The organism is Bacillus salipaludis (genome assembly GCF_030938565.1).
GTDB lineage: Bacteria > Bacillota > Bacilli > Bacillales > Cytobacillaceae > Neobacillus > Neobacillus salipaludis_A.
Genome location: NZ_JAVGVR010000001.1, coordinates 2,291,588 through 2,312,736, shown reverse-complemented (window position 1 = coordinate 2,312,736; position 21,149 = coordinate 2,291,588). Strand labels below are relative to the sequence as shown.

General features: G+C 38.7%; 20 protein-coding genes. All 20 read right to left on the bottom strand.

Annotation, left to right across the window (positions count from 1 at the left end; genetic code table 11):
- Positions 1 to 174: 174 nt before the first annotated feature.
- The 20 genes from rseP to lepB all read right to left on the bottom strand — a co-directional run bounded on the left by rseP (position 175) and on the right by lepB (position 20,985).
- The gene (rseP, locus tag RCG21_RS11450) at positions 175 to 1,434 is read right to left on the bottom strand and encodes an RIP metalloprotease RseP (protein ID WP_133332441.1); all 1,260 of its coding nucleotides are present in this window, start codon (positions 1,432 to 1,434) and stop codon (positions 175 to 177) included.
- Positions 1,435 to 1,523: 89 nt separating this feature from the next.
- Positions 1,524 to 2,666 carry a 1-deoxy-D-xylulose-5-phosphate reductoisomerase gene (dxr, locus tag RCG21_RS11445; RefSeq protein ID WP_133332442.1) on the bottom strand — a complete coding sequence of 381 codons (1,143 nt, stop codon included), beginning with the start codon at positions 2,664 to 2,666 and terminating at the stop codon, positions 1,524 to 1,526.
- Between the two features lie 29 nt (positions 2,667 to 2,695).
- Positions 2,696 to 3,493, bottom strand: a complete 798-nt coding sequence (locus RCG21_RS11440; RefSeq protein ID WP_133332443.1) for a phosphatidate cytidylyltransferase — start codon at positions 3,491 to 3,493, stop codon at positions 2,696 to 2,698.
- A 24-nt stretch (positions 3,494 to 3,517) separates the two neighbouring features.
- The gene (gene uppS, locus RCG21_RS11435; RefSeq protein ID WP_133332444.1) at positions 3,518 to 4,294 is read right to left on the bottom strand and encodes an undecaprenyl pyrophosphate synthase; all 777 of its coding nucleotides are present in this window, start codon (positions 4,292 to 4,294) and stop codon (positions 3,518 to 3,520) included.
- A gap of 272 nt (positions 4,295 to 4,566) precedes the next feature.
- Entirely contained in the window at positions 4,567 to 5,124 is a 558-nt protein-coding gene (gene frr / locus RCG21_RS11430; protein ID WP_133332445.1) for a ribosome recycling factor, read from the bottom strand.
- Entirely contained in the window at positions 5,124 to 5,849 is a 726-nt protein-coding gene (pyrH, locus tag RCG21_RS11425) for a UMP kinase (protein ID WP_133332446.1), read from the bottom strand. Before pyrH ends, frr begins: the two co-directional genes overlap by 1 nt.
- A gap of 86 nt (positions 5,850 to 5,935) precedes the next feature.
- A complete protein-coding gene (tsf, locus tag RCG21_RS11420; RefSeq protein ID WP_133332447.1) occupies positions 5,936 to 6,820 on the bottom strand; it encodes a translation elongation factor Ts in 885 nt (294 codons plus the stop codon).
- Between the two features lie 187 nt (positions 6,821 to 7,007).
- Positions 7,008 to 7,712 carry a 30S ribosomal protein S2 gene (gene rpsB / locus RCG21_RS11415; protein ID WP_133332448.1) on the bottom strand — a complete coding sequence of 235 codons (705 nt, stop codon included), beginning with the start codon at positions 7,710 to 7,712 and terminating at the stop codon, positions 7,008 to 7,010.
- A 218-nt stretch (positions 7,713 to 7,930) separates the two neighbouring features.
- Positions 7,931 to 8,710: a GTP-sensing pleiotropic transcriptional regulator CodY gene (gene codY, locus RCG21_RS11410; RefSeq protein WP_026574874.1), complete on the bottom strand. Its 780-nt coding sequence runs from the start codon at positions 8,708 to 8,710 to the stop codon at positions 7,931 to 7,933.
- 115 nt (positions 8,711 to 8,825) lie between these two features.
- Positions 8,826 to 10,232, bottom strand: coding sequence for an ATP-dependent protease ATPase subunit HslU (hslU, locus tag RCG21_RS11405; RefSeq protein WP_133332449.1), 1,407 nt, complete (start codon positions 10,230 to 10,232; stop codon positions 8,826 to 8,828).
- Between the two features lie 20 nt (positions 10,233 to 10,252).
- Positions 10,253 to 10,795 (bottom strand): ATP-dependent protease subunit HslV, encoded by a 543-nt coding sequence (hslV, locus tag RCG21_RS11400; protein WP_026574872.1) that lies wholly within the window; start codon positions 10,793 to 10,795, stop codon positions 10,253 to 10,255.
- A 261-nt stretch (positions 10,796 to 11,056) separates the two neighbouring features.
- Positions 11,057 to 12,364 carry an FADH(2)-oxidizing methylenetetrahydrofolate--tRNA-(uracil(54)-C(5))-methyltransferase TrmFO gene (gene trmFO, locus RCG21_RS11395; protein ID WP_133332450.1) on the bottom strand — a complete coding sequence of 436 codons (1,308 nt, stop codon included), beginning with the start codon at positions 12,362 to 12,364 and terminating at the stop codon, positions 11,057 to 11,059.
- Between the two features lie 168 nt (positions 12,365 to 12,532).
- The gene (gene topA / locus RCG21_RS11390) at positions 12,533 to 14,611 is read right to left on the bottom strand and encodes a type I DNA topoisomerase (RefSeq protein WP_133332451.1); all 2,079 of its coding nucleotides are present in this window, start codon (positions 14,609 to 14,611) and stop codon (positions 12,533 to 12,535) included.
- A 463-nt stretch (positions 14,612 to 15,074) separates the two neighbouring features.
- Complete coding sequence (gene dprA, locus RCG21_RS11385; protein ID WP_133332452.1) at positions 15,075 to 15,965, bottom strand: DNA-processing protein DprA; 891 nt, start codon at positions 15,963 to 15,965, stop codon at positions 15,075 to 15,077.
- 150 nt (positions 15,966 to 16,115) lie between these two features.
- Entirely contained in the window at positions 16,116 to 17,018 is a 903-nt protein-coding gene (gene sucD, locus RCG21_RS11380) for a succinate--CoA ligase subunit alpha (RefSeq protein ID WP_026574868.1), read from the bottom strand.
- 23 nt (positions 17,019 to 17,041) lie between these two features.
- A complete protein-coding gene (gene sucC, locus RCG21_RS11375) occupies positions 17,042 to 18,202 on the bottom strand; it encodes an ADP-forming succinate--CoA ligase subunit beta (protein WP_026574867.1) in 1,161 nt (386 codons plus the stop codon).
- A 254-nt stretch (positions 18,203 to 18,456) separates the two neighbouring features.
- A complete protein-coding gene (rnhB, locus tag RCG21_RS11370) occupies positions 18,457 to 19,233 on the bottom strand; it encodes a ribonuclease HII (RefSeq protein WP_133332453.1) in 777 nt (258 codons plus the stop codon).
- Positions 19,234 to 19,251: 18 nt separating this feature from the next.
- Positions 19,252 to 19,497 carry a hypothetical protein gene (locus RCG21_RS11365; protein WP_308913171.1) on the bottom strand — a complete coding sequence of 82 codons (246 nt, stop codon included), beginning with the start codon at positions 19,495 to 19,497 and terminating at the stop codon, positions 19,252 to 19,254.
- Positions 19,498 to 19,528: 31 nt separating this feature from the next.
- Complete coding sequence (gene ylqF, locus RCG21_RS11360) at positions 19,529 to 20,401, bottom strand: ribosome biogenesis GTPase YlqF (protein WP_133332454.1); 873 nt, start codon at positions 20,399 to 20,401, stop codon at positions 19,529 to 19,531.
- Between the two features lie 23 nt (positions 20,402 to 20,424).
- Complete coding sequence (gene lepB, locus RCG21_RS11355) at positions 20,425 to 20,985, bottom strand: signal peptidase I (RefSeq protein ID WP_133332455.1); 561 nt, start codon at positions 20,983 to 20,985, stop codon at positions 20,425 to 20,427.
- Between the last annotated feature and the right edge of the window lie 164 nt (positions 20,986 to 21,149).

Here is a 21,149-nt window from a genome sequence, read left to right as displayed (position 1 = left end):
CAAGTTGATTCGTCTTTATTCGACAGGAAACTTCATCTAATTTTAGTCAAAGACTTGTTAACCTTGGTTGTGGATTTCCGCTCCAATCAACGTTGTTCAAAAATCAACATTGTCCTTAACAAGCCTAGCCTAATCAAAAAAGAAAGGTACCCCTTAAAAGGTACCTAGAATACTTTATAAGAAAAATCTTTGGATATCATTCCAAGTTACAACTAGCATTAAAAGCATTAGCAAAGCGAACCCAATAAAGTGAACCATCCCTTCTTTTTGACGGTCGATTGGTTTCCCTCTAAGTGCTTCAACTGCAAAAAACATTAATCTTCCACCGTCAAGTGCCGGTATTGGCAGTAAATTCATTATGCCTAAATTTATACTTAAGATTCCTGCCCATTTCATTAGATAATAAATACCTGATTTCGCAACTGTATCGGTAGCTTGATAAATACCTACTGGACCAGAAAGCATATTAATTGAGAATTGACCTGTAACCAATTTTCCAAGCATCCCGATGATTTGCATTGTCCAGGTATACGTATCTTTAACCCCGGCAGAAATAGCTTGAATAGGTGATTTTTCAACAGGGCTATATACACCGATTAACCCCATTTTCTTTCCATCAACCGTTTTTTCAATTGGCGTTACTTGCACATCCATATCTTTCCCATCTCGGGTAATTGTAAAATCTAATTTTTTATTCGGGCTATTTCGAATGATTTCTACCACATCAGCCCAGCTGGTAACCTCGGCACCATTAATACTTTGGACTACATCTCCCTTGTGAAGCCCTGCAGCTTTTGCAGCCCCATCAGCAGTAATTTCACCTAATTTAGGATCATTAGTAGGAACCCCTTGCAAAAGGGCAATCACAATAAAAATGATAAAAGCGAGAACAAAATTCATCATTGGCCCTGCAAAAATAGCCATCGTTCTTTGCCATAATGTTTTTGCTCCAAATTGGCGATCAAGTGGAGCAATTTGAGATTCGATTCCATTTTCTACAATCATTGCTTTTGGATGAATCACAAAAGTCTTTAGTTGGTCATCCTCATCATCTGGATACCCCTTGATGATAAGGTCTTTTTCAATATCAGCAAATTCAACTTCAATGATCCGGCAATCAGGATACTTTTCTTTATTATTTAAAATAATTTTATTTACTGTTTCATCTTTATCAAACAATAAGCCAATACGGTATCCAGGCTTGATTTCAACCATTTCAGGATCCTCACCTGCCATACGAACAAATCCTCCAATAGGAAGCAAGCGAATGGTATAGGTTGTTTCTCCTTTTTTATGTGAAAAAACCTTTGGGCCGAAGCCAATTGCAAATTCCCGGCAAAGAATACCTGCTCGTTTTGCAAAAATTAAGTGACCCAATTCATGAAAAAAGACAAGTGCGCCAAAGATTACAATAAAGGCTATAACTGTTGTCAATAGTAAAACCACCTTTTATCAGGATAAGGAAGTAACTTTTAACTTCGATAACTGTCTAGCTAAAGCGCCTTTGGCGCTCCGAGCTTTCCTTATAGAAGTGAACGTACATATTGTCTCGTTTCTTTGTCGACCTCTTGGATATCAGTTAAACTTGGGTGTGCCATCGTTTGATGAGCGTTTATTGCTTTTTCAATCAAATCTTCAATTTGCAAGAAACGAATTTTCCCTTCCAAAAACGCTGCAACAGCCACTTCATTCGCAGCGTTCAAAGCAGTTGGCATTGTTCCGCCCTCTTTTCCGGCATGATAGGCGAACCTTAGACAGCGGAAACGATCTTGATCCATTTCCTGAAAATGCAGTTTGCCAATTTGCGCTAAGTCTAATCGTTTTGCTGACGGGAGCTGAGCGCGTTCCGGATAGGTAAGAGCATATTGGATAGGCACCCTCATATCCGGAGTTCCCAACTGGGCGATTATGCTGCTATCATGAAATTCAACCATTGAATGAATAATACTCTCTTTGTGAAGCAAGACATCGATTTTCTCATATGGCATATCAAAAAGCCAGTGTGCCTCAATTACTTCTAATCCTTTATTCATCATTGTGGCCGAGTCGATGGTAATTTTTGCACCCATTGACCAGTTTGGATGATTTAAAGCATCTTTAACCGTAACATTTTCTAATTCCGCACGCGAGCGGTCACGGAAACTTCCGCCAGATGCTGTTAAAATTAATCTTTCTATATTCTTATGCTTTTCTCCTTGTAGCGCTTGAAAAATAGCAGAGTGTTCGCTGTCGACAGGAAGTAGACTAACATTATTTTTTCTCACAGCATCCATGACAAGATGTCCGGCTGTAACAAGTGTTTCCTTATTGGCAATTGCAATGACCTTCCCGGTTTCAATTGCTTGTAATGTCGGGTTTAGTCCAACGCTCCCAAGCACCGCATTTACAAGAATTTCTGCTTTTTCATAAATAGCAACCTCAATTAAACCTTCGTGCCCAAATGTAAATTTTGTATTTGGAAACTCAGTATTTAAGGTTGCGCAGTCTTGATAATCCTGTACTGAAACAAGCTGTGGCCTGAACTCATAGATGAACTTTCTTGCCAAGTCAATATTCTTTCCAACAGACATTGCACCTAGCTGAAAGGTATCAGGATGCTCGCGAATAATATCTAGAGTCTGGGTTCCAATGGATCCTGTGGCACCCAGTAGGCTAATTATTTTCAACTATATTCAACTCCCAAAAAATAAACCACTTATAAATTGGGCCAAAGGTGGAAGAAATGCAACAATGGCCATACGAACAATAGGCTGTCAAATCGGTCAAGAATCCCACCGTGTCCAGGTAAAATTTTCCCAGAATCCTTTACATTAAAATGACGTTTAAACGCCGATTCAACCAAATCACCGATTTGTCCAAAAACAGATAACACTATGGTAATCCCTAATATTTCAAGTAATGATGCATTAAAATCGGAAAATAAAGCAAATAAAACGCCGACAATAAGAGCACATACTACACCGCCAAGGGAACCTTCTATGGTTTTATTTGGACTTATTTCCGGCCATAATTTGTTCTTACCGGCAGCTTTACCGATGAAATATGCACCAGAATCGGTTGCCCACATGATAAACAAGGAATAAAAAATATAAACAAGGCCGGCATCACGAGCTTCCATGAAAAAATAGAACCCCATTCCAACATAAACGGAAGACAGTACGGAAAAAGCTCCATCTTCAAAAGTAAATCGGTTTTTCGTTATAACTGTATAGGCCAACAACAACAACACAAAAGCAATGGCCACTTCTGTTTTTGTATAATAAAAAGTATTCATGATGTGGTCATATTGTTTTGGAAATATAATCACCCAAAGAAACAATGTTGCCAAAAAGCCATGTACGGTAAAAATAGAAAGGTTTTTCATTTTTAAAAGCTCGTACAAGCCAACAGTTGCCAAGAAATACGATAATAGGACGAATGGGAGTCCTCCATAAAACACAATCGGAACAAAAAGTGCGGCGGCCACGACTGCTGTTATGATTCTTTGCTTCATCTATTAGTTTCACACCTTTATGGACTATATTCCTCCAAACCGGCGCTGACGATTTTGAAATGTTTCAATCGCCTCAAGCAGATGCTCCTCACCAAAGTCCGGCCATAAAACCTCAGTAAACCAGAATTCTGTGTAAGCCAATTGCCAAAGCATGAAGTTGCTCAGGCGAATTTCACCACTTGTTCGAATTAATAGATCAGGGTCCGTCATGTTTGCTGTCATCAAATACGAGGAAAAAACCTCTTCATTTAAATCATTTTCATTCATTATATCACTTCTGCAATCACTTACGACTTGTTTGACTGCATCAATGATTTCAGCCCTGCTTCCGTAATTCAGCGCAAAGTTTAAGACTAGTCCATTATTATTTTTTGTTTCTTCAATAGCTTTTTCAATCGCGTGTAATGTATGTACAGGGAGTTTATCTTTGTATCCCATCATTTTCACTTGAACATTTTCTTTAATTAATTCCGGAAGGAACGCACCTAGAAATTCCTCAGGTAATTTCATGATATATTCCACTTCGTTTTTAGGTCGTTTCCAATTTTCAGTTGAAAAGGCATATAAGGTTAAGGTTTTAATTCCAAGCTGATTGGCAAGACGTGTAGTTTTACGAACGACCTTCATCCCTTCATGGTGTCCTGCTATTCGTGGTAATGCCCTTTTTTTTGCCCATCTTCCATTCCCGTCCATAATAATCGCAACATGCTCAGGAATCGGTAATTTTTTTATCTCTTCTATTTTTTCTCGGAGTGTGGAAGAGTTATTTTGATTCTTCCAAAGCCTTATTTTATTAAACATGACAATGCTCCTCCAAATTAAGTTAATCATATACTCCGATAATAGATTTTTCTCTAATCGAACCAATAATAAATCCTATGAATGATCATTTTAGCATGTTTTTATCATACCAAAAAAACATGAAGATATCTTCTAATAACTAACTTATGTAAAATATAAGGAATTAAGAATAATATTCAGAAAACTTATTTTGATAAATCTCAAAAAAGAATCTTAGCTCAAATAGTGAAAAAACCCCCTAAAATAGAGGGTCGCCCTGCCAAGTAAATTTGTTATACTTCCATAATTTCTTTCTCTTTGTCTTTTGTAATTTGATCAATTTTACTGATATTTTCATCTGTCAATTTTTGAATATCATCAGAATAACCACGAAGATCATCTTCAGTAATATCGCCTTTTTTCTCTAACTTTTTCAAGTCTTCATTTGCATCACGACGTACATTTCGAATCGCTACTTTTGCTTCTTCTGATTCTTTTTTTACTAATTTAACAAGTTCTTTACGGCGTTCTTCCGTCAGTTGTGGAATCGCAATCCGGATGAGCATCCCATCATTTGATGGATTCAAACCTAAATCGGATTTTAGAATCGCCTTCTCGATATCACCAAGAATGGATTTGTCATACGGCTGAATAACCAGAAGTCTTGCCTCAGGTGTTGTAATTCCAGCAACCTGGTTTACTGGAGTTGGTGCTCCGTAATAATCAACAGTAATCCGGTCTAATAGGGATGCACTTGCTCTACCGGCACGAATGCTTGCAAGCTCACGTGTAAATGCTTGAATCCCTTTTGACATTTTATCTTTTGCGGTGGAGATGACTTGTTTTGGCATTAGTTTTTCCCCCTAACAATTGTTCCAATTTTTTCACCCATTACAGCGCGTTTAATATTTCCTTGTTCCATAATTGAGAAAACAATAAGCGGAATATCATTATCCATACATAAAGAAGAAGCAGTGGAATCCATTACGGCCAATCCTTCTTTGATTACATCAAGATAAGAAAGCTCCTCATATTTAGTTGCATTTTTATCTAAACGAGGGTCTGCAGAATATACCCCATCCACATTATTTTTTGCCATTAAAATTACTTCTGCATCAATTTCTGCTGCCCTGAGTGCTGCAGTTGTATCCGTTGAGAAATATGGATTTCCAGTACCTGCTGCAAAAATTACTACACGTTTCTTTTCTAGATGTCTTATTGCACGACGTCTTATATAGGGTTCTGCAACCTGACGCATTTCAATTGAAGTTTGCACACGTGATTCAATCCCTAAATGCTCTAAGCTATCTTGAAGTGCTAAGGAATTCATTACCGTCGCCAACATTCCCATATAATCAGCCGTTGCCCGGTCCATTCCCATCTCACTGCCGATTTTCCCGCGCCAAATATTGCCGCCGCCAACAACAACAGCTACTTCAACTCCAAGTTCAGCAATCTCTTTTACTTGAGCAGCAATGGATTTAATCACAGAAGGTTTAATTCCAAAGCTCGACTCTCCCGCAAGTGCTTCCCCGCTTAATTTTAAAACGACGCGTTTGTACTTAGGACTACCCATATAAACCTCCGAATTTTTGATGATGTATTACCATTTAATTTCTTCATGCTTCAAAAATAGGGAACACAATGTGCTCCCTATTTAAATTATTTTTTATTTACTTGGTTCATAACTTCTTCTGCAAAGTTATCTTCACGTTTTTCGATGCCTTCGCCTACTTCATAGCGAATGAATTCACGAACAGTAGCACCTTTTGATTCAACGAATTGGCGTACTTTTTGATCAGGGTTTTTAACGAATGTTTGGTCAAGAACACAAACATCTTCAAAATATTTTCCTAGGCGGCCTTCAACCATTTTTGCAACGATATTTTCCGGCTTACCCTCGTTAAGAGCTTGTTGTGTTAAGATTTCGCGCTCACGCTCAACTTCTTCTTGTGAGACTTGATCACGAGAAACATATTTTGGATTTAACGCAGCGATATGCATGGAAACATCTTTTGCTGCACTTGCATCAGGAGTGCCTTCAAGTACAGATAAAACACCGATACGACCACCCATGTGAAGGTATGCACCGAATGCATCATTATCAGATTTAGATACAATTACAAAGCGGCGAAGGGAAAGCTTTTCACCAATTTTAGCAATTGCAGCATTGATATATTCAGAAACTGTTGCACCATTTTCCATTTTTTGCTCAGAAGCTTCTTCTACTGTTGCTGGTTTATTTTTTAGAAGGTGTTCAGCAAGTTCCTTAACAAGTGTTTGGAAACCTTCGTTTTTTGCAACGAAGTCAGTTTCTGAGTTCACTTCTAGGATAACTGCTTCGTTTCCTTCTGTTAAAACGTAAGTTGTTCCTTCAGCAGCAATACGATCTGCTTTCTTTGCAGCTTTTGCAATTCCTTTTTCACGAAGGTAATCAATTGCTTTTTCCATATCACCATTTGTTTCTGTTAAAGCTTTTTTACAATCCATCATTCCTGCGCCTGTTTTTTCACGAAGTTCCTTAACCATTTGAGCCGTTACTGCCATAATGTATTTCCTCCTTATATACTATGTATTCATATCTTAGCCAATCAAACCTAAGATAAACCTTCTTGCCTTTTAAACTACACCTTTGTTTGTTACCCAAGGGACCAGCCTAGCATTGAATTTTCTTTAAAAAAAGGTGATAAAGGGTCTCCCTCTTATCACCTTTTTGTTCGTTGGCACTATAGAATTAAGCTTCTACTGCTACTTCTTCACCTTGTTTTGCTTCAAGGATTGCATCCGCCATTTTGCCAGTTAATAATTTAACTGCACGGATTGCATCGTCGTTCGCAGGAATAACTACATCGATTTCATCCGGATCACAGTTTGTATCAACAATACCTACGATAGGGATGTTTAATTTCTTAGCTTCTGCAACTGCGATACGCTCTTTACGAGGGTCAATGATGAATAATGCATCTGGAAGCTGTTTCATATCTTTGATTCCGCCTAGGAATTTTTCAAGACGTTCTTGTTCTTTCTTTAATTGAACAACTTCTTTTTTAGGTAAAACATCGAAAGTACCGTCTTCTGACATTCTTTCAATATCTTTTAAGCGGCCAATACGCTTTTGGATTGTTTCGAAGTTTGTTAATGTACCACCTAACCAGCGTTGGTTCACATAGTACTGACCTGAACGAGCTGCTTCTTCTTTAACAGAATCTTGAGCTTGTTTTTTAGTACCAACGAAAAGAACTGTTCCGCCGTTACCAGCAAGTTCTTTTACCCAGTTATAAGCTTCTTCTACCTTCTTAACTGTTTTTTGAAGGTCGATGATATAGATACCGTTACGCTCAGTGAAGATATATTTCTTCATTTTTGGGTTCCAACGGCGAGTTTGGTGTCCAAAATGTACACCAGCTTCAAGCAATTGTTTCATAGAAATGACTGACATGTTTTTTCCTCCTAATGGTTTGTTTTCCTCCGCTTATCTCATCTTTAAACAAAAACTGTTTTGTTTAACAGCACCGTCTGTTTAAATCAACAAGCGTGTGTATTAACACCATGAAATAATATAGCATAAATATAGAACACAAATCAAGAACTAGTTTCAAAAAATTGAATCCCCTATTTTTTGAAATAGGGGATTCTCCTTTTTAGGTTTACTTTTTATTAATTAGATCTTAATTTATCAAGCTCAACTAAGAACTTGTCGTTTAAGACTTTAATGTACGTTCCTTTCATGCCAAGGGAACGAGACTCGATTACGCCTGCACTTTCGAGCTTTCTTAATGCATTGACAATAACAGAGCGGGTAATCCCAACACGATCGGCAATTTTTGATGCAACTAATAAGCCTTCATGACCGTTTAATTCTTCAAAAATATGTTCAATTGCTTCAAGTTCACTATAAGACAGCGAACTAATCGCCATTTGTACAACTGCTTTACTTCTAGCTTCTTCTTCAATTTCCTCTGCTTTTTCCCGAAGGATTTCCATACCTACTACGGTTGCACCGTACTCCGCAAGAATTAAATCATCATCCAGGAATTTTTCCTGTACTCTTGCGAGGATTAATGTTCCTAACCGTTCACCGCCGCCAATAATCGGAACAACAGTCGTTAAGCCTTCAGGGAAAAGTTCTTTGTTTTCAACTGGAAAGGCAGTATATTCACTATTAACATCAAGGTTTGGAGATGTTTCTTGAATATTAAATAAACCTTTCGTATATTCTTCAGGGAATTGACGCTCTTCCAACATTTTTGACATGCGTTCATTTTCAAAATGCTGATTAACTGCAAAACCTAATAATTTACCACGACGGCTAACAACATAAATATTTGACTCAATCACTTCACTTAGTGTTTCAGCCATTTCTTTAAAGTTTACCGGCTTTCCTGCAGCCTTTTGTAATAACGCATTAATTTTTCTAGTTTTTGAAAGTAAATCCATGTAATTCTTCCTCCTAATGATCTGCAACCAATATTAAATTTTATGTGACAATCATCTTTTGAATATTAGGTGTTTTTAATGTTTCCCCATAAGAAAGGGCTGGTAACACCCTCTTTTAAAGAATAAATTGACTTAAGTCCTTATTTTTTGAGATCGCTCCAAGTTTGTCGTCGACATATTGCGGCGTAATCGTAATTTTCTCCATTGTAATATCAGGTGCTTCGAAGGATAAATCCTCCAAAAGTTTTTCTAATATGGTGTGGAGACGTCTTGCTCCAATATTATCCGTATTTTGATTCACGTCAAAAGCAACTTCAGCGATTCTACGAATAGCATCGTCAGAAAATTCAATTTGTATACCTTCAGTTTCCAATAATGCTTGATATTGTTTGATAAGGGCATTATCAGGCTCAATAAGAATCCTGAAGAAATCTTCTACATTTAATTTTGTTAATTCAACCCGAATTGGGAATCGGCCTTGTAATTCCGGAATTAAATCAGAAGGCTTTGCCATATGGAAGGCTCCGGCTGCAATAAACAAGACATGATCCGTTTTAACCGAACCATATTTGGTTACCACCGTTGACCCCTCGACAACAGGTAAAATATCCCTTTGAACCCCTTCACGAGAAACATCTGCTGATGATCCACCCGAATTCTTGCTTGCAATTTTATCGATTTCGTCAATAAAAATGATGCCATTTTGTTCTGCTCTGTAAACCGCTTCTGAGGTTACTTCATCCATATCAATTAACTTTTGGGCTTCTTCACTCGTTAATACTTTTCTAGCTTCTCGGACGGTTAATTTTCTTTTTTTCCGTTTCTTTGGCATAAAACTGCTCAAGGCATCCTGCATATTCATGCCCATTTGTTCAATACCGGAGCCTTGAAGCATATCAAACATGGATGGGGCCTGCTCTTCCACTTCAACAGAAACAATTTCATCCTCTAGTTGACCTAATGCTAGCTTTTCCTTAACAATTTTTCGCTTTTCGTTAATCGAATAATCATCGGTTTGCAATGATTCATGTTCACTTTGAGAGTTTCCACCGCCAAATAACATTTCAAGTGGATTTTTATAACCGGTTGCCTTCTTTGCTGAAGGTACCAGCAGGTCTACAAGTCTGCTGTTTGCATTTTCCTCTGCCCGTTCCTTAACATTAAGCATTCTTTCTTCTTTCACCAACCGAACAGAAGTTTCCACTAAGTCGCGGACCATTGACTCTACATCACGGCCAACATAGCCCACCTCAGTGAATTTGGTTGCCTCAACCTTAACAAAAGGAGCCCCGACTAGCTTAGCAATCCTGCGGGCTATTTCTGTTTTACCAACACCAGTGGGTCCAATCATTAGAATATTTTTCGGAATAATTTCATCCCGTAATTTTTCGGTTAACAAACCTCTTCTATATCGATTCCTAAGTGCAACAGCTACAGCTTTCTTCGCATCCTTCTGCCCAATAATATATTGGTCAAGTCTCTCTACGATTTGGCGCGGGGTTAAATTTGTTGTTTTTCCCATTGATCAGGACTCCCTTCCCATTATAGCTCTTCAACAATAATATTGTGATTCGTATACACACATATTTCAGCAGCTATTTCTAAAGAAGCTTTGGCAATTTCTTTTGCAGATAAATGATCCCCTGCGTATTTCTTTAAAGAGCGGCCTGCAGCTAAGGCATAATTGCCACCGGAACCAATCGCAAGTATACCATCATCAGGCTCTATGACTTCTCCTGTTCCGGAAACAAGAAGCAAACTCTCTCGATTCATAACAATCAGCATCGCTTCAAGCTTTCGCAGCATTTTATCGCTGCGCCATTCCTTAGCAAGTTCCACTGCCGCTCTTTGAAGGTTTCCATTATACTCTTCAAGTTTACCTTCAAATAACTCAAACAATGTAAAAGCATCCGCAACGGATCCAGCAAAACCGGCTAATACTCTACCATTAAAAATCTTTCTGACTTTTCTTGCTGTGTGCTTCATTACAACCGCATTTCCAAATGTGACTTGCCCATCACCTGACATCGAACATTCACCTTTATGGTGAACCGCAAAAATCGTAGTAGCATGAAATTGCTCCATTAATTAAAACCCTCCTCTTTTGGAGTTTTCTATTTTCCGATTAACCCAAGAATGAAAAAAGCATCGTGAACTCCTTGTTCAAACGTGAACAATAAATGTACTAAAATCATGTTGAAAATGTTCAATTCTATATTTTGAGTAATTCTTCTCTATTTGTAAATAATCGAGATAGAATGTTAATAAAACATTCACATTTATCATGCTTCCAGCAAGCAAGGCCTACTAAATCGTAACATACTTCCATAGCCCATGCAAGTAATTTTACAAAACTTTCATAAAGTTCTGAATTGTTTCTAACGCTCTATTTGCATGCTGTAAATTTCTTTCTTGTTTCCCCTTAATTTTGACTGGTAATTCAGGAAAAAGTCCAAAATTTGCATTCATCGGTTGGAAATTTTTCGCATTCGTGGTGGTAATATAGTGTGCCATACTTCCAATTGCAGTTTCATCGGGAAACTCCACCGTTTCTTTTCCTTCAACTAAACGGGATGCGTTAATTCCGGCAATTAATCCGCTAGCTGCTGATTCTACATATCCTTCTACTCCGGTCATTTGCCCTGCAAAAAATAAATCCTCCCGCTCACGGAATTGATAGGTTGCTCTCAAAACCTTAGGGGAATTAATAAATGTATTCCGGTGCATAACGCCATAACGAATAATCTCAGCATTTTCAAGCCCCGGTATAAGGCTGAGCACCTCTTTTTGTGCACCCCATTTTAAATGAGTTTGAAACCCAACAATATTAAATAATGTTCCTGCCGCATCATCCTGCCTTAGCTGAATAACTGCAAAAGGTCTTTTCCCTGTTTTCGGGTCTTCTAAACCAACCGGCTTTAAAGGGCCAAAGAGCATCGTCTTCTTTCCCCTAGCCGCCATTACTTCAATTGGCATACAGCCTTCGAAGAAAATTTCCTTTTCAAATTCTTTTAATGGAACGGTTTCAGCTGAAATTAACGCTTCATAGAATCGGTTAAATTCTTCCTCTGTCATCGGACAATTTAAATATGCTGCTTCTCCCTTATCGTAACGGGATTTTAAATATACCTTATCCATATCAATACTTTCTTTTTCAATAATTGGTGCTGCAGCATCATAGAAATAAAGATATTCTTCCCCTGTTAAATTCTTTAGCTGCGCTGAAAGTTCAGGACTTGTCAGCGGCCCTGTTGCAATAACTGTCGGTCCTTCAGGAATTTTAGTTACTTCCTCATTAATGACCGTGACATTTTCATGATTTTTAACCAAGTTTGTTACTTTTGCCGCAAATTCATGCCGATCAACTGCTAAAGCACCACCGGCAGGAACTGAGCAGGCATCCGCTGCCGCGATAATGACGGAATCTAGCTTTCGCATTTCTTCTTTTAACACACCAACAGCATTCGTTAACGTGTTTGCTCTTAAAGAATTACTGCAGACTAATTCTGCAAATTTATCTGTATGATGAGCAGGAGTTTGCTTAACAGGTCGCATTTCATAAAGGTGAACTTTAATCCCACGTTTTGCAATTTGCCAGGCTGCTTCACTGCCCGCAAGTCCTGCTCCAATAACATTAACTGTCATTTCTTTCATGAATGTCCTCCTAGACCACTTTCTTAATTATGTAACCAAACATCTATAGTATACTTTTCCCTCAATTTAGTCCATCTTGCATTTTACTATACGTTTCAAAAACAAAAAAGTTTTTTGGTTTAAAATATTTTTAAAACGAAGAAAAAAAGAGTAGGCATCCGCCCACTCTTAGCTTTGCTGCTCTTCCTTGTAATCGCAATTCGGACATTGTACTTGAACACCTTTTTTTAATTTCTTCTCAACCAGATACGTTTCGCATTTTGGACAGTTTCTTGGCAGCGGTTTATCCCATGAAATAAAATCACATTCAGGGAAGCGGTCGCATCCATAGAAAAGGCGTTTTTTCTTACTTTTTCTCTCAATGATATTGCCTTCTTTACAATTCGGGCAAGTAACCCCGATTTCTTTCACAATTGGTTTTGTATTACGGCAATCGGGGAAATTGCTGCAGGCCATAAATTTTCCGTAGCGTCCCATTTTAAATACCATCGGGCTTCCACAGTTTTCGCAATCCTCACCTGCAGGCTCATCCTTTATTTCAACTGATTCCATTTCCTTTTCAGCTTTCTCTAAATCAACCTTAAAGTCCTTGTAAAATTCATCGATGATTTCCACCCAGCGGATTTTGCCGTCTTCAATATAATCTAATCCCTTCTCCATCCTGGCTGTAAATTCAACGTCGAGAATATCAGGGAAAAATTCCTGAATCGCTTCATTAATAATTTCCCCCAGTTCAGTCGGAATGAACCGTTTATTATCAAGGGCAACATATCCCCTTTTTTGAATCGTATCCAAGGTTGGTGCATAGGTAGAAGGACGGCCAATTCCCAATTCTTCAAGCGTTTTAACGAGTCTTGCCTCCGTATATCTAGGCGGAGGTTGTGTGAAGTGTTGCTTCGGCTCAATATCCTTTTGAAACACTTCATCTCCTACTTTTAAATCAGGAAGCATATTATCCCTTTCTTCCACTTGATCGTCGCTTCCCTCAACATACACCTTCATAAACCCGGGAAATTTTATCTTTGACCCTGTCGCTCGGAAAATAACATTTCCATTTTGTAAATCCACACTCATTGTGTCCATAACAGCCTGGGCCATTTGGCTTGCTAAAAAGCGTTCCCAAATTAATTTATATAGACGCAATTGGTCCCTAGATAAGAATTCTTTTAAACTGTTAGGATCTCTAAAAGTACTCGTTGGACGAATTGCTTCGTGAGCATCCTGTGCACCTGATTGTTTTTTCTCTTTTCTTTGTTCTTCTTTTAGGTATTGTTCACCATATTCATCTTGAATATATTTAGCCGCCTCTCCTTGGGCAACATCTGAAATGCGGGTTGAGTCGGTTCTCATATATGTAATCAAACCAACGGTACCTTCCTTACCAAGCTCAATTCCTTCATATAGCTGCTGGGCTAACATCATAGTTTTCTTTGCCCGAAAATTAAGCTTCCGAGCCGCCTCCTGCTGGAGGGTCGAAGTGATAAAAGGCGGAGCCGGATTTCTTTTCCGTTCTTTCTTAGTAACAGCCGTTACCGTAAATTGATTGCCTTCCATTTGTTTCAAGACATTTTGAACATCCTCTTCCGAATGTAGTTCAATTTTTTCTTTACCCAAGATTGAATGGAATGCCGCACGAAATTGGCTTTTTCCTTTTACTGCTTCACCTTCAATGGTCCAGTATTCCTCCGGAATGAAAGCTTGAATTTCTTTTTCCCTATCAATAATTAAACGTACGGAAACCGATTGAACCCGGCCTGCGCTTAATCCTTTTTTGATTTTTTTCCATAGTAGCGGGCTGATATTATAACCAACTAAACGATCTAGAATTCTTCTCGCCTGCTGGGCATCAACAAGATCCATATTGATTGGCCGCGGATGCTTAAAGGATTCCTTTATTGCATCCTTTGTAATCTCATTGAAGACAACTCGACAGTCAGAATGAATATCAACGTCCAAGCTATGGGCAAGATGCCAGGCAATGGCTTCCCCTTCACGATCCGGGTCAGCTGCCAGAAAGATTTTTTTTGCCTTTTTAGCAGCTGTCTTTAATTCCTTGAGAACAGGACCTTTTCCCCGAATTGTAATATATTTCGGCTCAAAGCTTTTTTCAACTTCTACACCCATTTGGCTCCTTGGAAGGTCGCGGACATGCCCCATTGATGCTTTAACTTTATATTTATTTCCTAGATACCGTTCAATCGTTTTCGCTTTTGCTGGCGATTCTACGATTACAAGATACTCAGACATTTAGGTAATCCTCCTTAAGAGGGATAGAAGAAATGTGGAAGCGCCTTGAAGCGGGCTTTAGCCTGTTTCTAAGATGCTTACAATTTGACAAGCTTTCCTTTTATTCCAATATTAAAAAATATGGACTGGAAAAATACTTTACAAAAATGACTTATCCCAAAGTTTTCGATTTATCGACAATATTATTCCTTGATATTCAAAATATGCTTAAAAAGAAAATTAAATATCAAAATATCCATTATTATTGAACATATTCCTTGTTCTTGTCAATGAACATGTCATGTGAAGAAACCGTTTTCACATGAAACGGCCTCTTTTTCCAATCGAATCATCTGTTGGAAAATGTATAACAGATTAGAAATAATTTCAAGTTATTTAAGCTTATTTCTCCAAAAAATGCGAAAAAACCTTCTATATTTTTTATTTTTTATTCATTATTTGCATAATTTTTGTAAAATATGATTCATGATTTCAGTTCTTCTAAGATATCCTCTGCACTCGTTACTAGCTTTGCCCCTTGTTGGATTAAATCGTTCGTCCCACTTGAAAAGGGATTAAATATGCTTCCCGGAAGTGAAAACACCTCCCGCCCCTCGTTTACTGCGTAATTTGCCGTAATAAGCGACCCGCTTTTACGTTTAGCTTCTATTATAAGGGTGCCCTTTGAAAGACCGCTGATGATTCGATTCCGTGCCGGAAAATGCCATTTGAGCGGCTTCGTATCCGGTGGATATTCTGAAATAATCAATTGATTTTTCATCATTTCTAATGCCAGGTTCATATTTTCCTTAGGATAGATATGATATATTCCTCCTGCAATCACACCAATTGTCTTTCCACCATTTTTAATAGCAGTATCGTGGGCCAGTGCATCTATTCCTTTGGCAAGACCACTGACAATGAGTACCCCGTCATCGATTAATTTTGGAAATATAAGCCTGATTGCATTTTTTCCGTAAAGTGTAGCCTGTCTAGAGCCTACCACAGCAAGCTTTGGCTCCTTATCCAACAACGATATATCTCCTTTTGCAAATAATGCCCAAGGAGGCTGATAAATTTCCTTTAATACAGCTGGATATTCTTTGTCAAAAATCGAAATAACAATAATTTCATTTGTTTTATATTGGCGGATTTGTTCATGAATGATGTCAGATTGGAAAGTTAGAAAGGAAGTTTGACCTGTATCTTGAAAGGTATTTAAGGGTGGAAATGAAGACTTTTGTTGAAGTAATTGTGTATGCAGGTGATAAAGTGAATGAAGTGCGGGATCTTTTTTTAACATTTGATATACGGCATTCCAGGAAATATTGGGGTAATGGAGCAAGTGGATTAATTTTTCTTTAAAATCGTCCAAAATAGGACCCTCCCTATAGAATTTTTAAAACAGTAGAAATAGCCCCTCAAGATACGAGGGACTATCTGTTGGTCTTTGATGACTTCTTATGCTTTAACTAGTGTCTAGCTCCAGCGACTCGCTCCTCGAGGTCGCTTCCGCTTTTCTAGTTTAATGCGTTTTGCACTTTTCGTATAAACCTTGTTCTTTTAATGCTTCGATTAATGTTTCACCCATTACGGATGGAGTGTCAGCAACTTTGATGCCGCATTCGTTCATGACACGGATTTTTTCATCAGCAGTACCTTTACCGCCTGAAATGATGGCGCCAGCATGGCCCATACGCTTTCCTGGAGGTGCAGTACGGCCGCCGATGAAGCCAACAACTGGTTTTGTCATGTTTGCTTTTACCCATTGAGCAGCTTCTTCTTCTGCTGTACCGCCGATTTCACCAATCATGATCACAGCATAAGTTTCAGGGTCTTCATTAAATGCTTTTAATACATCGATAAAGTTTGTTCCATTTACAGGATCTCCACCAATACCAACTGCTGTTGTTTGACCGATACCTGCTTGTGTTAATTGATGAACCGCTTCGTATGTTAATGTTCCGGAGCGGGAAACAACACCAACATGGCCTTTTGTATGAATGTATCCAGGCATGATTCCAATTTTACACTCATCAGCAGTAATAACACCAGGACAGTTAGGTCCAACCAAGCGGGTTTTCTTGCCTTCCATGTAACGTTTAACTTTTACCATATCCAGTACTGGAATATGTTCAGTAATACAAATTGCAAGATCCAATTCGGCATCAACAGCCTCAATAATGGAATCTGCGGCAAATGGCGCAGGAACGTAAATTACAGAAGCAGTAGCACCAGTAGCTTCCACAGCTTCTTTTACTGTATTAAAAACAGGTACTCCTTCTACCTCTTGTCCACCTTTACCAGGAGAGGTACCCCCAACGATTTTTGTACCATATTCAAGCATTTGTTTTGTGTGGAAGCGGGCAGTTCCACCTGTAATCCCTTGAACAATTACTTTGGTATCTTTATTAATAAAAACGCTCACGTTAATTCCCCTTTCTTAAGATCCTATTTCACTAATGAAACGATTTTTTGTGCTCCATCTGCCATGGATTCAGCAGCAGTAATGTTAAGGCCAGACTCAGCAAGGATTTTCTTACCTAACTCAACATTTGTTCCCTCTAAGCGAACAACTAGCGGAATAGAAAGTCCAACTTGTTTAGCTGCCTCGACAACACCCTCGGCAATAACATCACACTTCATGATTCCACCAAAGATATTAACAAAAATACCTTTTACGTTTGGATCAGAAAGGATAATTTTGAATGCTTCCGTTACCTTTTCAGCAGTTGCACCGCCGCCAACATCAAGGAAGTTAGCCGGATCTCCGCCATAATGCTTAACGATATCCATTGTTGCCATTGCAAGACCAGCACCGTTAACCATACAGCCGATGTTTCCATCAAGAGCAATATAGCTTAAATCATATTTAGAAGCTTCGATTTCTTTTGGATCTTCCTCTTCAAGGTCACGATATTCTAAAACATCTTTCTGGCGGTATAGTGCATTAGAGTCGAAGTTTAATTTAGCATCTAGCGCCATAACTTTTCCGTCACCTGTTACGACTAACGGATTGATTTCAGCAATCGAGCAATCCTTTTCAACAAAAGCATTGTAAAGACCTGTCATAAACTTTACAGCTTGATTGACTAATTCTTTTGGAATATTGATATTGAATGCGATACGGCGTGCTTGGAAAGGCATTAATCCAATTACCGGGTCGATTACTTCTTTAAAAATTTTCTCAGGAGTTTTTTCTGCAACCTCTTCAATTTCTGTTCCGCCTTCTTCAGATGCCATTAAGACAACACGGGAAGTTGCACGGTCTAATACTAAACCAACATAGTATTCTTTTTTAATGTCGCAGCCTTCTTCGATAAGCAAGCGTTTTACTTCCTTGCCTTCTGGGCCAGTTTGGTGTGTAACTAAGGTTTTACCAAGAATTTCGTTTGCATATGTACGAACTTCATCAAGGTTTTTTGCCACTTTAACACCGCCAGCTTTACCCCGTCCGCCAGCATGGATTTGCGCTTTTACCACACATACTTGTGTGCCTAGTTCTTTTGCAGCTTCCACCGCTTCTTCAACTGTGAATGCCACTTTACCATTTGGAACTGCTACCCCATATTTTCTGAGGATTTCTTTCCCCTGATACTCATGGATATTCATTTCCCATCCTCCTATCAAACTCTTCAAAAAATTGACTCCGTTTACATTGTATATAATGTCACATACCTTGTCCACCATAATACATAAAAATTATATTCATCTTAAAAATATAAGTAAGACAAATACTTATTTAGCCATTTTCATCATATAAATCCTTCCAAATATGGCAGACAATTATTTTTTTACCATAATTAAAAAACAGGCCTAAGCCTGTTTAATAGCATATACCCTTTATACCTTTTTATGTATTGCCATCAATATTTTGCAATAGAATCTTTAATTGGCGCAAAACTTTTTCGGTGGTAAGGGGTTATCCCATATTTCTCTATAGCTAAAAGATGCTCTTTTGTCCCATAGCCCATGTTATGTTGAAAACCATATTTCGGATATTCATTCGATAATTCTTTCATCATCTTGTCTCTAGCCACCTTGGCAATGATGGAGGCAGCCGCAATGGTGACACTATTGGCATCCCCTTTGATAATTGAGTCAGCAGGAAAAGGAGTGTCGAGTTTCATCGCATCAATTAGCAAGAAGTCCGGTTTAGGCTCCAAAGAAACAATGGCAGATTTCATTGCTTTTTTTGTTGCCTCATAAATATTTATTTTATCAATCTCATCAGCATGTACCATAGCGATACTTAGAGCAATAGCTTCTTTCCGAATAATAGCGTCATATTCCTCCCGCTTTTTTTCGGTTAGTTTCTTGGAATCATCAATTCCCGGCAAGTAAAAGTCTTCCGGTAAAATTACAGCGGCACACGCAACCGGACCAGCCAGCGGCCCCCTTCCGACTTCATCCACACCAGCAATAAGCTGAAAACCTTCCGCCCTGTATTTTCGTTCATAATGATTCATTTCAAAAAATTTCGCTTGAAGAACTTGCTTCTGTTCCAGTCTTTTTTTCCATCGGCCAATAGCGGTTTGAACTCCCTTACGTTCATCACTTTCAAGCTCAAGAAGGAATGGATTTGAGTCATCTTCGATGGTCATTAAATGCGCTTCAATTTCAGCAATGGATAGTCTTTTCATATCGTTCACCTGTTTTTCCTAAAAAATAGGCTCTGTTAAACTTGGTTGTTGATTTCCGCTCCAAGCACAAGCGGTTCGGGGAGCATCCTCGTCGCTTCGCTCCTGCGGGTCTCCCCTGTCCCGTACTCCCAACAGGACACTGAATTGCTTTCTTGAATCCGCCCACGCACGAAGAAAATGCGTTAGCATTTTCAAAAAGTCTACGTGCCTTCCGCTCCAATCAACGCCGTACAATATATCACCATTGTCCTTTAACACAGCCAAAAAATAAAGCTCCCCCTAGGGAGAGCCTGATTTAGTTAGATTCCTTCTCAACGAAGAAATCCTTTGGCCGCTCAAACGTCAGAGGGCCAAATTTTTCTGATCTAATCTCACGAATTACGAGCTCAGCTACTTTATCGTAATCAACTAAGCCGCCGCCCATTAAACAGCCTCTTAATTTCCCGATATGGTCAAACAACTCCACCACGTCAGCAGGGACTTCATCAAGCTGATACCGCTCTTTTAAGCGGTCAGGGTAGGCTTTTTCCAGAAACCTAATCGAATAGATTGTCAGCTCCTGTAGGTTTAACAGGGTATCCTTAATCGCTCCTGTAATAGCTAGCTTCATTCCGACCTCTTGGTCTTCGAATTTAGGCCATAATATCCCCGGTGTATCCAGTAATTCCATTTCTTTACCGACTTTAATCCATTGCTGGGATTTTGTTACACCCGGTGTGTTGCCGGTTTTTGCAATATTTTTTTTTGCCAGCCTATTAATTAGAGTAGATTTCCCTGCATTTGGAATTCCGACAATCATCGCCCGAATCGCCCTGGGTTTTACACCCTTTGCTTTTAAGCGTGCAAACTTCTCTTTTAGGATTTCTTGGGCCGCCTGAGCAATTTCCCTCATTCCTACTCCTGCTTGTGAATTAATGGCAATTGCACGGATTCCCTTTTCTGCAAAAAAGGCAATCCATTCCTTTGTTGCCTCTTTATCCGCCATATCTGCTTTATTCAATAAAACAAGTCTTGGTTTATGCTGAATGATTTCGTCGATCATTGGATTCCTGGAAGAGTAAGGGATTCTCGCGTCCACTAATTCAAAAATGATATCAACCAGCTTTAATTTCTCCGTGACCTCTCTGCGAGCCTTGGCCATATGGCCGGGAAACCATTGGATCGTCAAATTAGCCACCACCTCTCAGATTTCTATTTTACTTTAATAATATGTGCATCTTTTAACGGCCAATAAACTATGCTTGTCTTGCCGATTACTTTACTTAGAGGGACTGCACCAATATGTCGGCTGTCCTTACTGAAACGCCGATTATCTCCCATTACAAACAATTCGCCCTTTGGAACGGTCTTTTGACCTACAGCCGTTTCTTCGAGTTTAAATGACTCTGTTAATGGTCCATCTGTAACTTGTTTTTTATATTTATCTAAATACGGTTCTTTATACGCTTTCCCATTCACGTATAGGGTATCATTTTTATATTCAATCCGGTCGCCCGGAAGTCCAATTACGCGTTTTATGTAATCTTTATGCTCAGGAGCATGGAAGACAATGATATCAAACCGATGCGGCTCCCCTACTTTATAGCTAAACTTATTTACAATCATTCTGTCCTGATCCTTCAGTGTTGGCATCATCGACAATCCATCCACTACAATCGGGGCAAATAAAAAATAACGAATAACTGCCGCTAAGATAACAGCTATTAGAAGCGCCTTTGTCCATTCCCATAGTTCATTTTTCTTTTTTGACATTAAATTCCCACCAATCTTTTGCAAAAAAATAAGTTTATAAAGCATATTTTACATAACTTCAAGAGATTTAACACGATGGGACATAATTTTTTAATGAAACTTTAATATTTTAACGCGGAAGTGCCTAATCATAAATCGATAGAAAAAAGAGCTTGCAGAGCAAG

Coding starts and splice junctions, on each gene's coding strand:
- rnhB (WP_133332453.1), bottom strand. CDS start 19,233: ATGAAAAGACTATCCATTGCTGAAATTGAAGCGCATTTAATGACCATC.
- lepB (WP_133332455.1), bottom strand. CDS start 20,985: ATGTCAAAAAAGAAAAATGAACTATGGGAATGGACAAAGGCGCTTCTA.
- uppS (WP_133332444.1), bottom strand. CDS start 4,294: ATGTTTAATAAAATAAGGCTTTGGAAGAATCAAAATAACTCTTCCACA.
- rpsB (WP_133332448.1), bottom strand. CDS start 7,712: ATGTCAGTCATTTCTATGAAACAATTGCTTGAAGCTGGTGTACATTTT.
- RCG21_RS11440 (WP_133332443.1), bottom strand. CDS start 3,493: ATGAAGCAAAGAATCATAACAGCAGTCGTGGCCGCCGCACTTTTTGTT.
- hslV (WP_026574872.1), bottom strand. CDS start 10,795: ATGGAGCAATTTCATGCTACTACGATTTTTGCGGTTCACCATAAAGGT.
- codY (WP_026574874.1), bottom strand. CDS start 8,710: ATGGATTTACTTTCAAAAACTAGAAAAATTAATGCGTTATTACAAAAG.
- frr (WP_133332445.1), bottom strand. CDS start 5,124: ATGCCAAAACAAGTCATCTCCACCGCAAAAGATAAAATGTCAAAAGGG.
- hslU (WP_133332449.1), bottom strand. CDS start 10,232: ATGGGAAAAACAACAAATTTAACCCCGCGCCAAATCGTAGAGAGACTT.
- trmFO (WP_133332450.1), bottom strand. CDS start 12,364: ATGAAAGAAATGACAGTTAATGTTATTGGAGCAGGACTTGCGGGCAGT.
- topA (WP_133332451.1), bottom strand. CDS start 14,611: ATGTCTGAGTATCTTGTAATCGTAGAATCGCCAGCAAAAGCGAAAACG.
- tsf (WP_133332447.1), bottom strand. CDS start 6,820: ATGGCAGTAACGGCTCAAATGGTTAAGGAACTTCGTGAAAAAACAGGC.
- sucC (WP_026574867.1), bottom strand. CDS start 18,202: ATGAATATCCATGAGTATCAGGGGAAAGAAATCCTCAGAAAATATGGG.
- pyrH (WP_133332446.1), bottom strand. CDS start 5,849: ATGGGTAGTCCTAAGTACAAACGCGTCGTTTTAAAATTAAGCGGGGAA.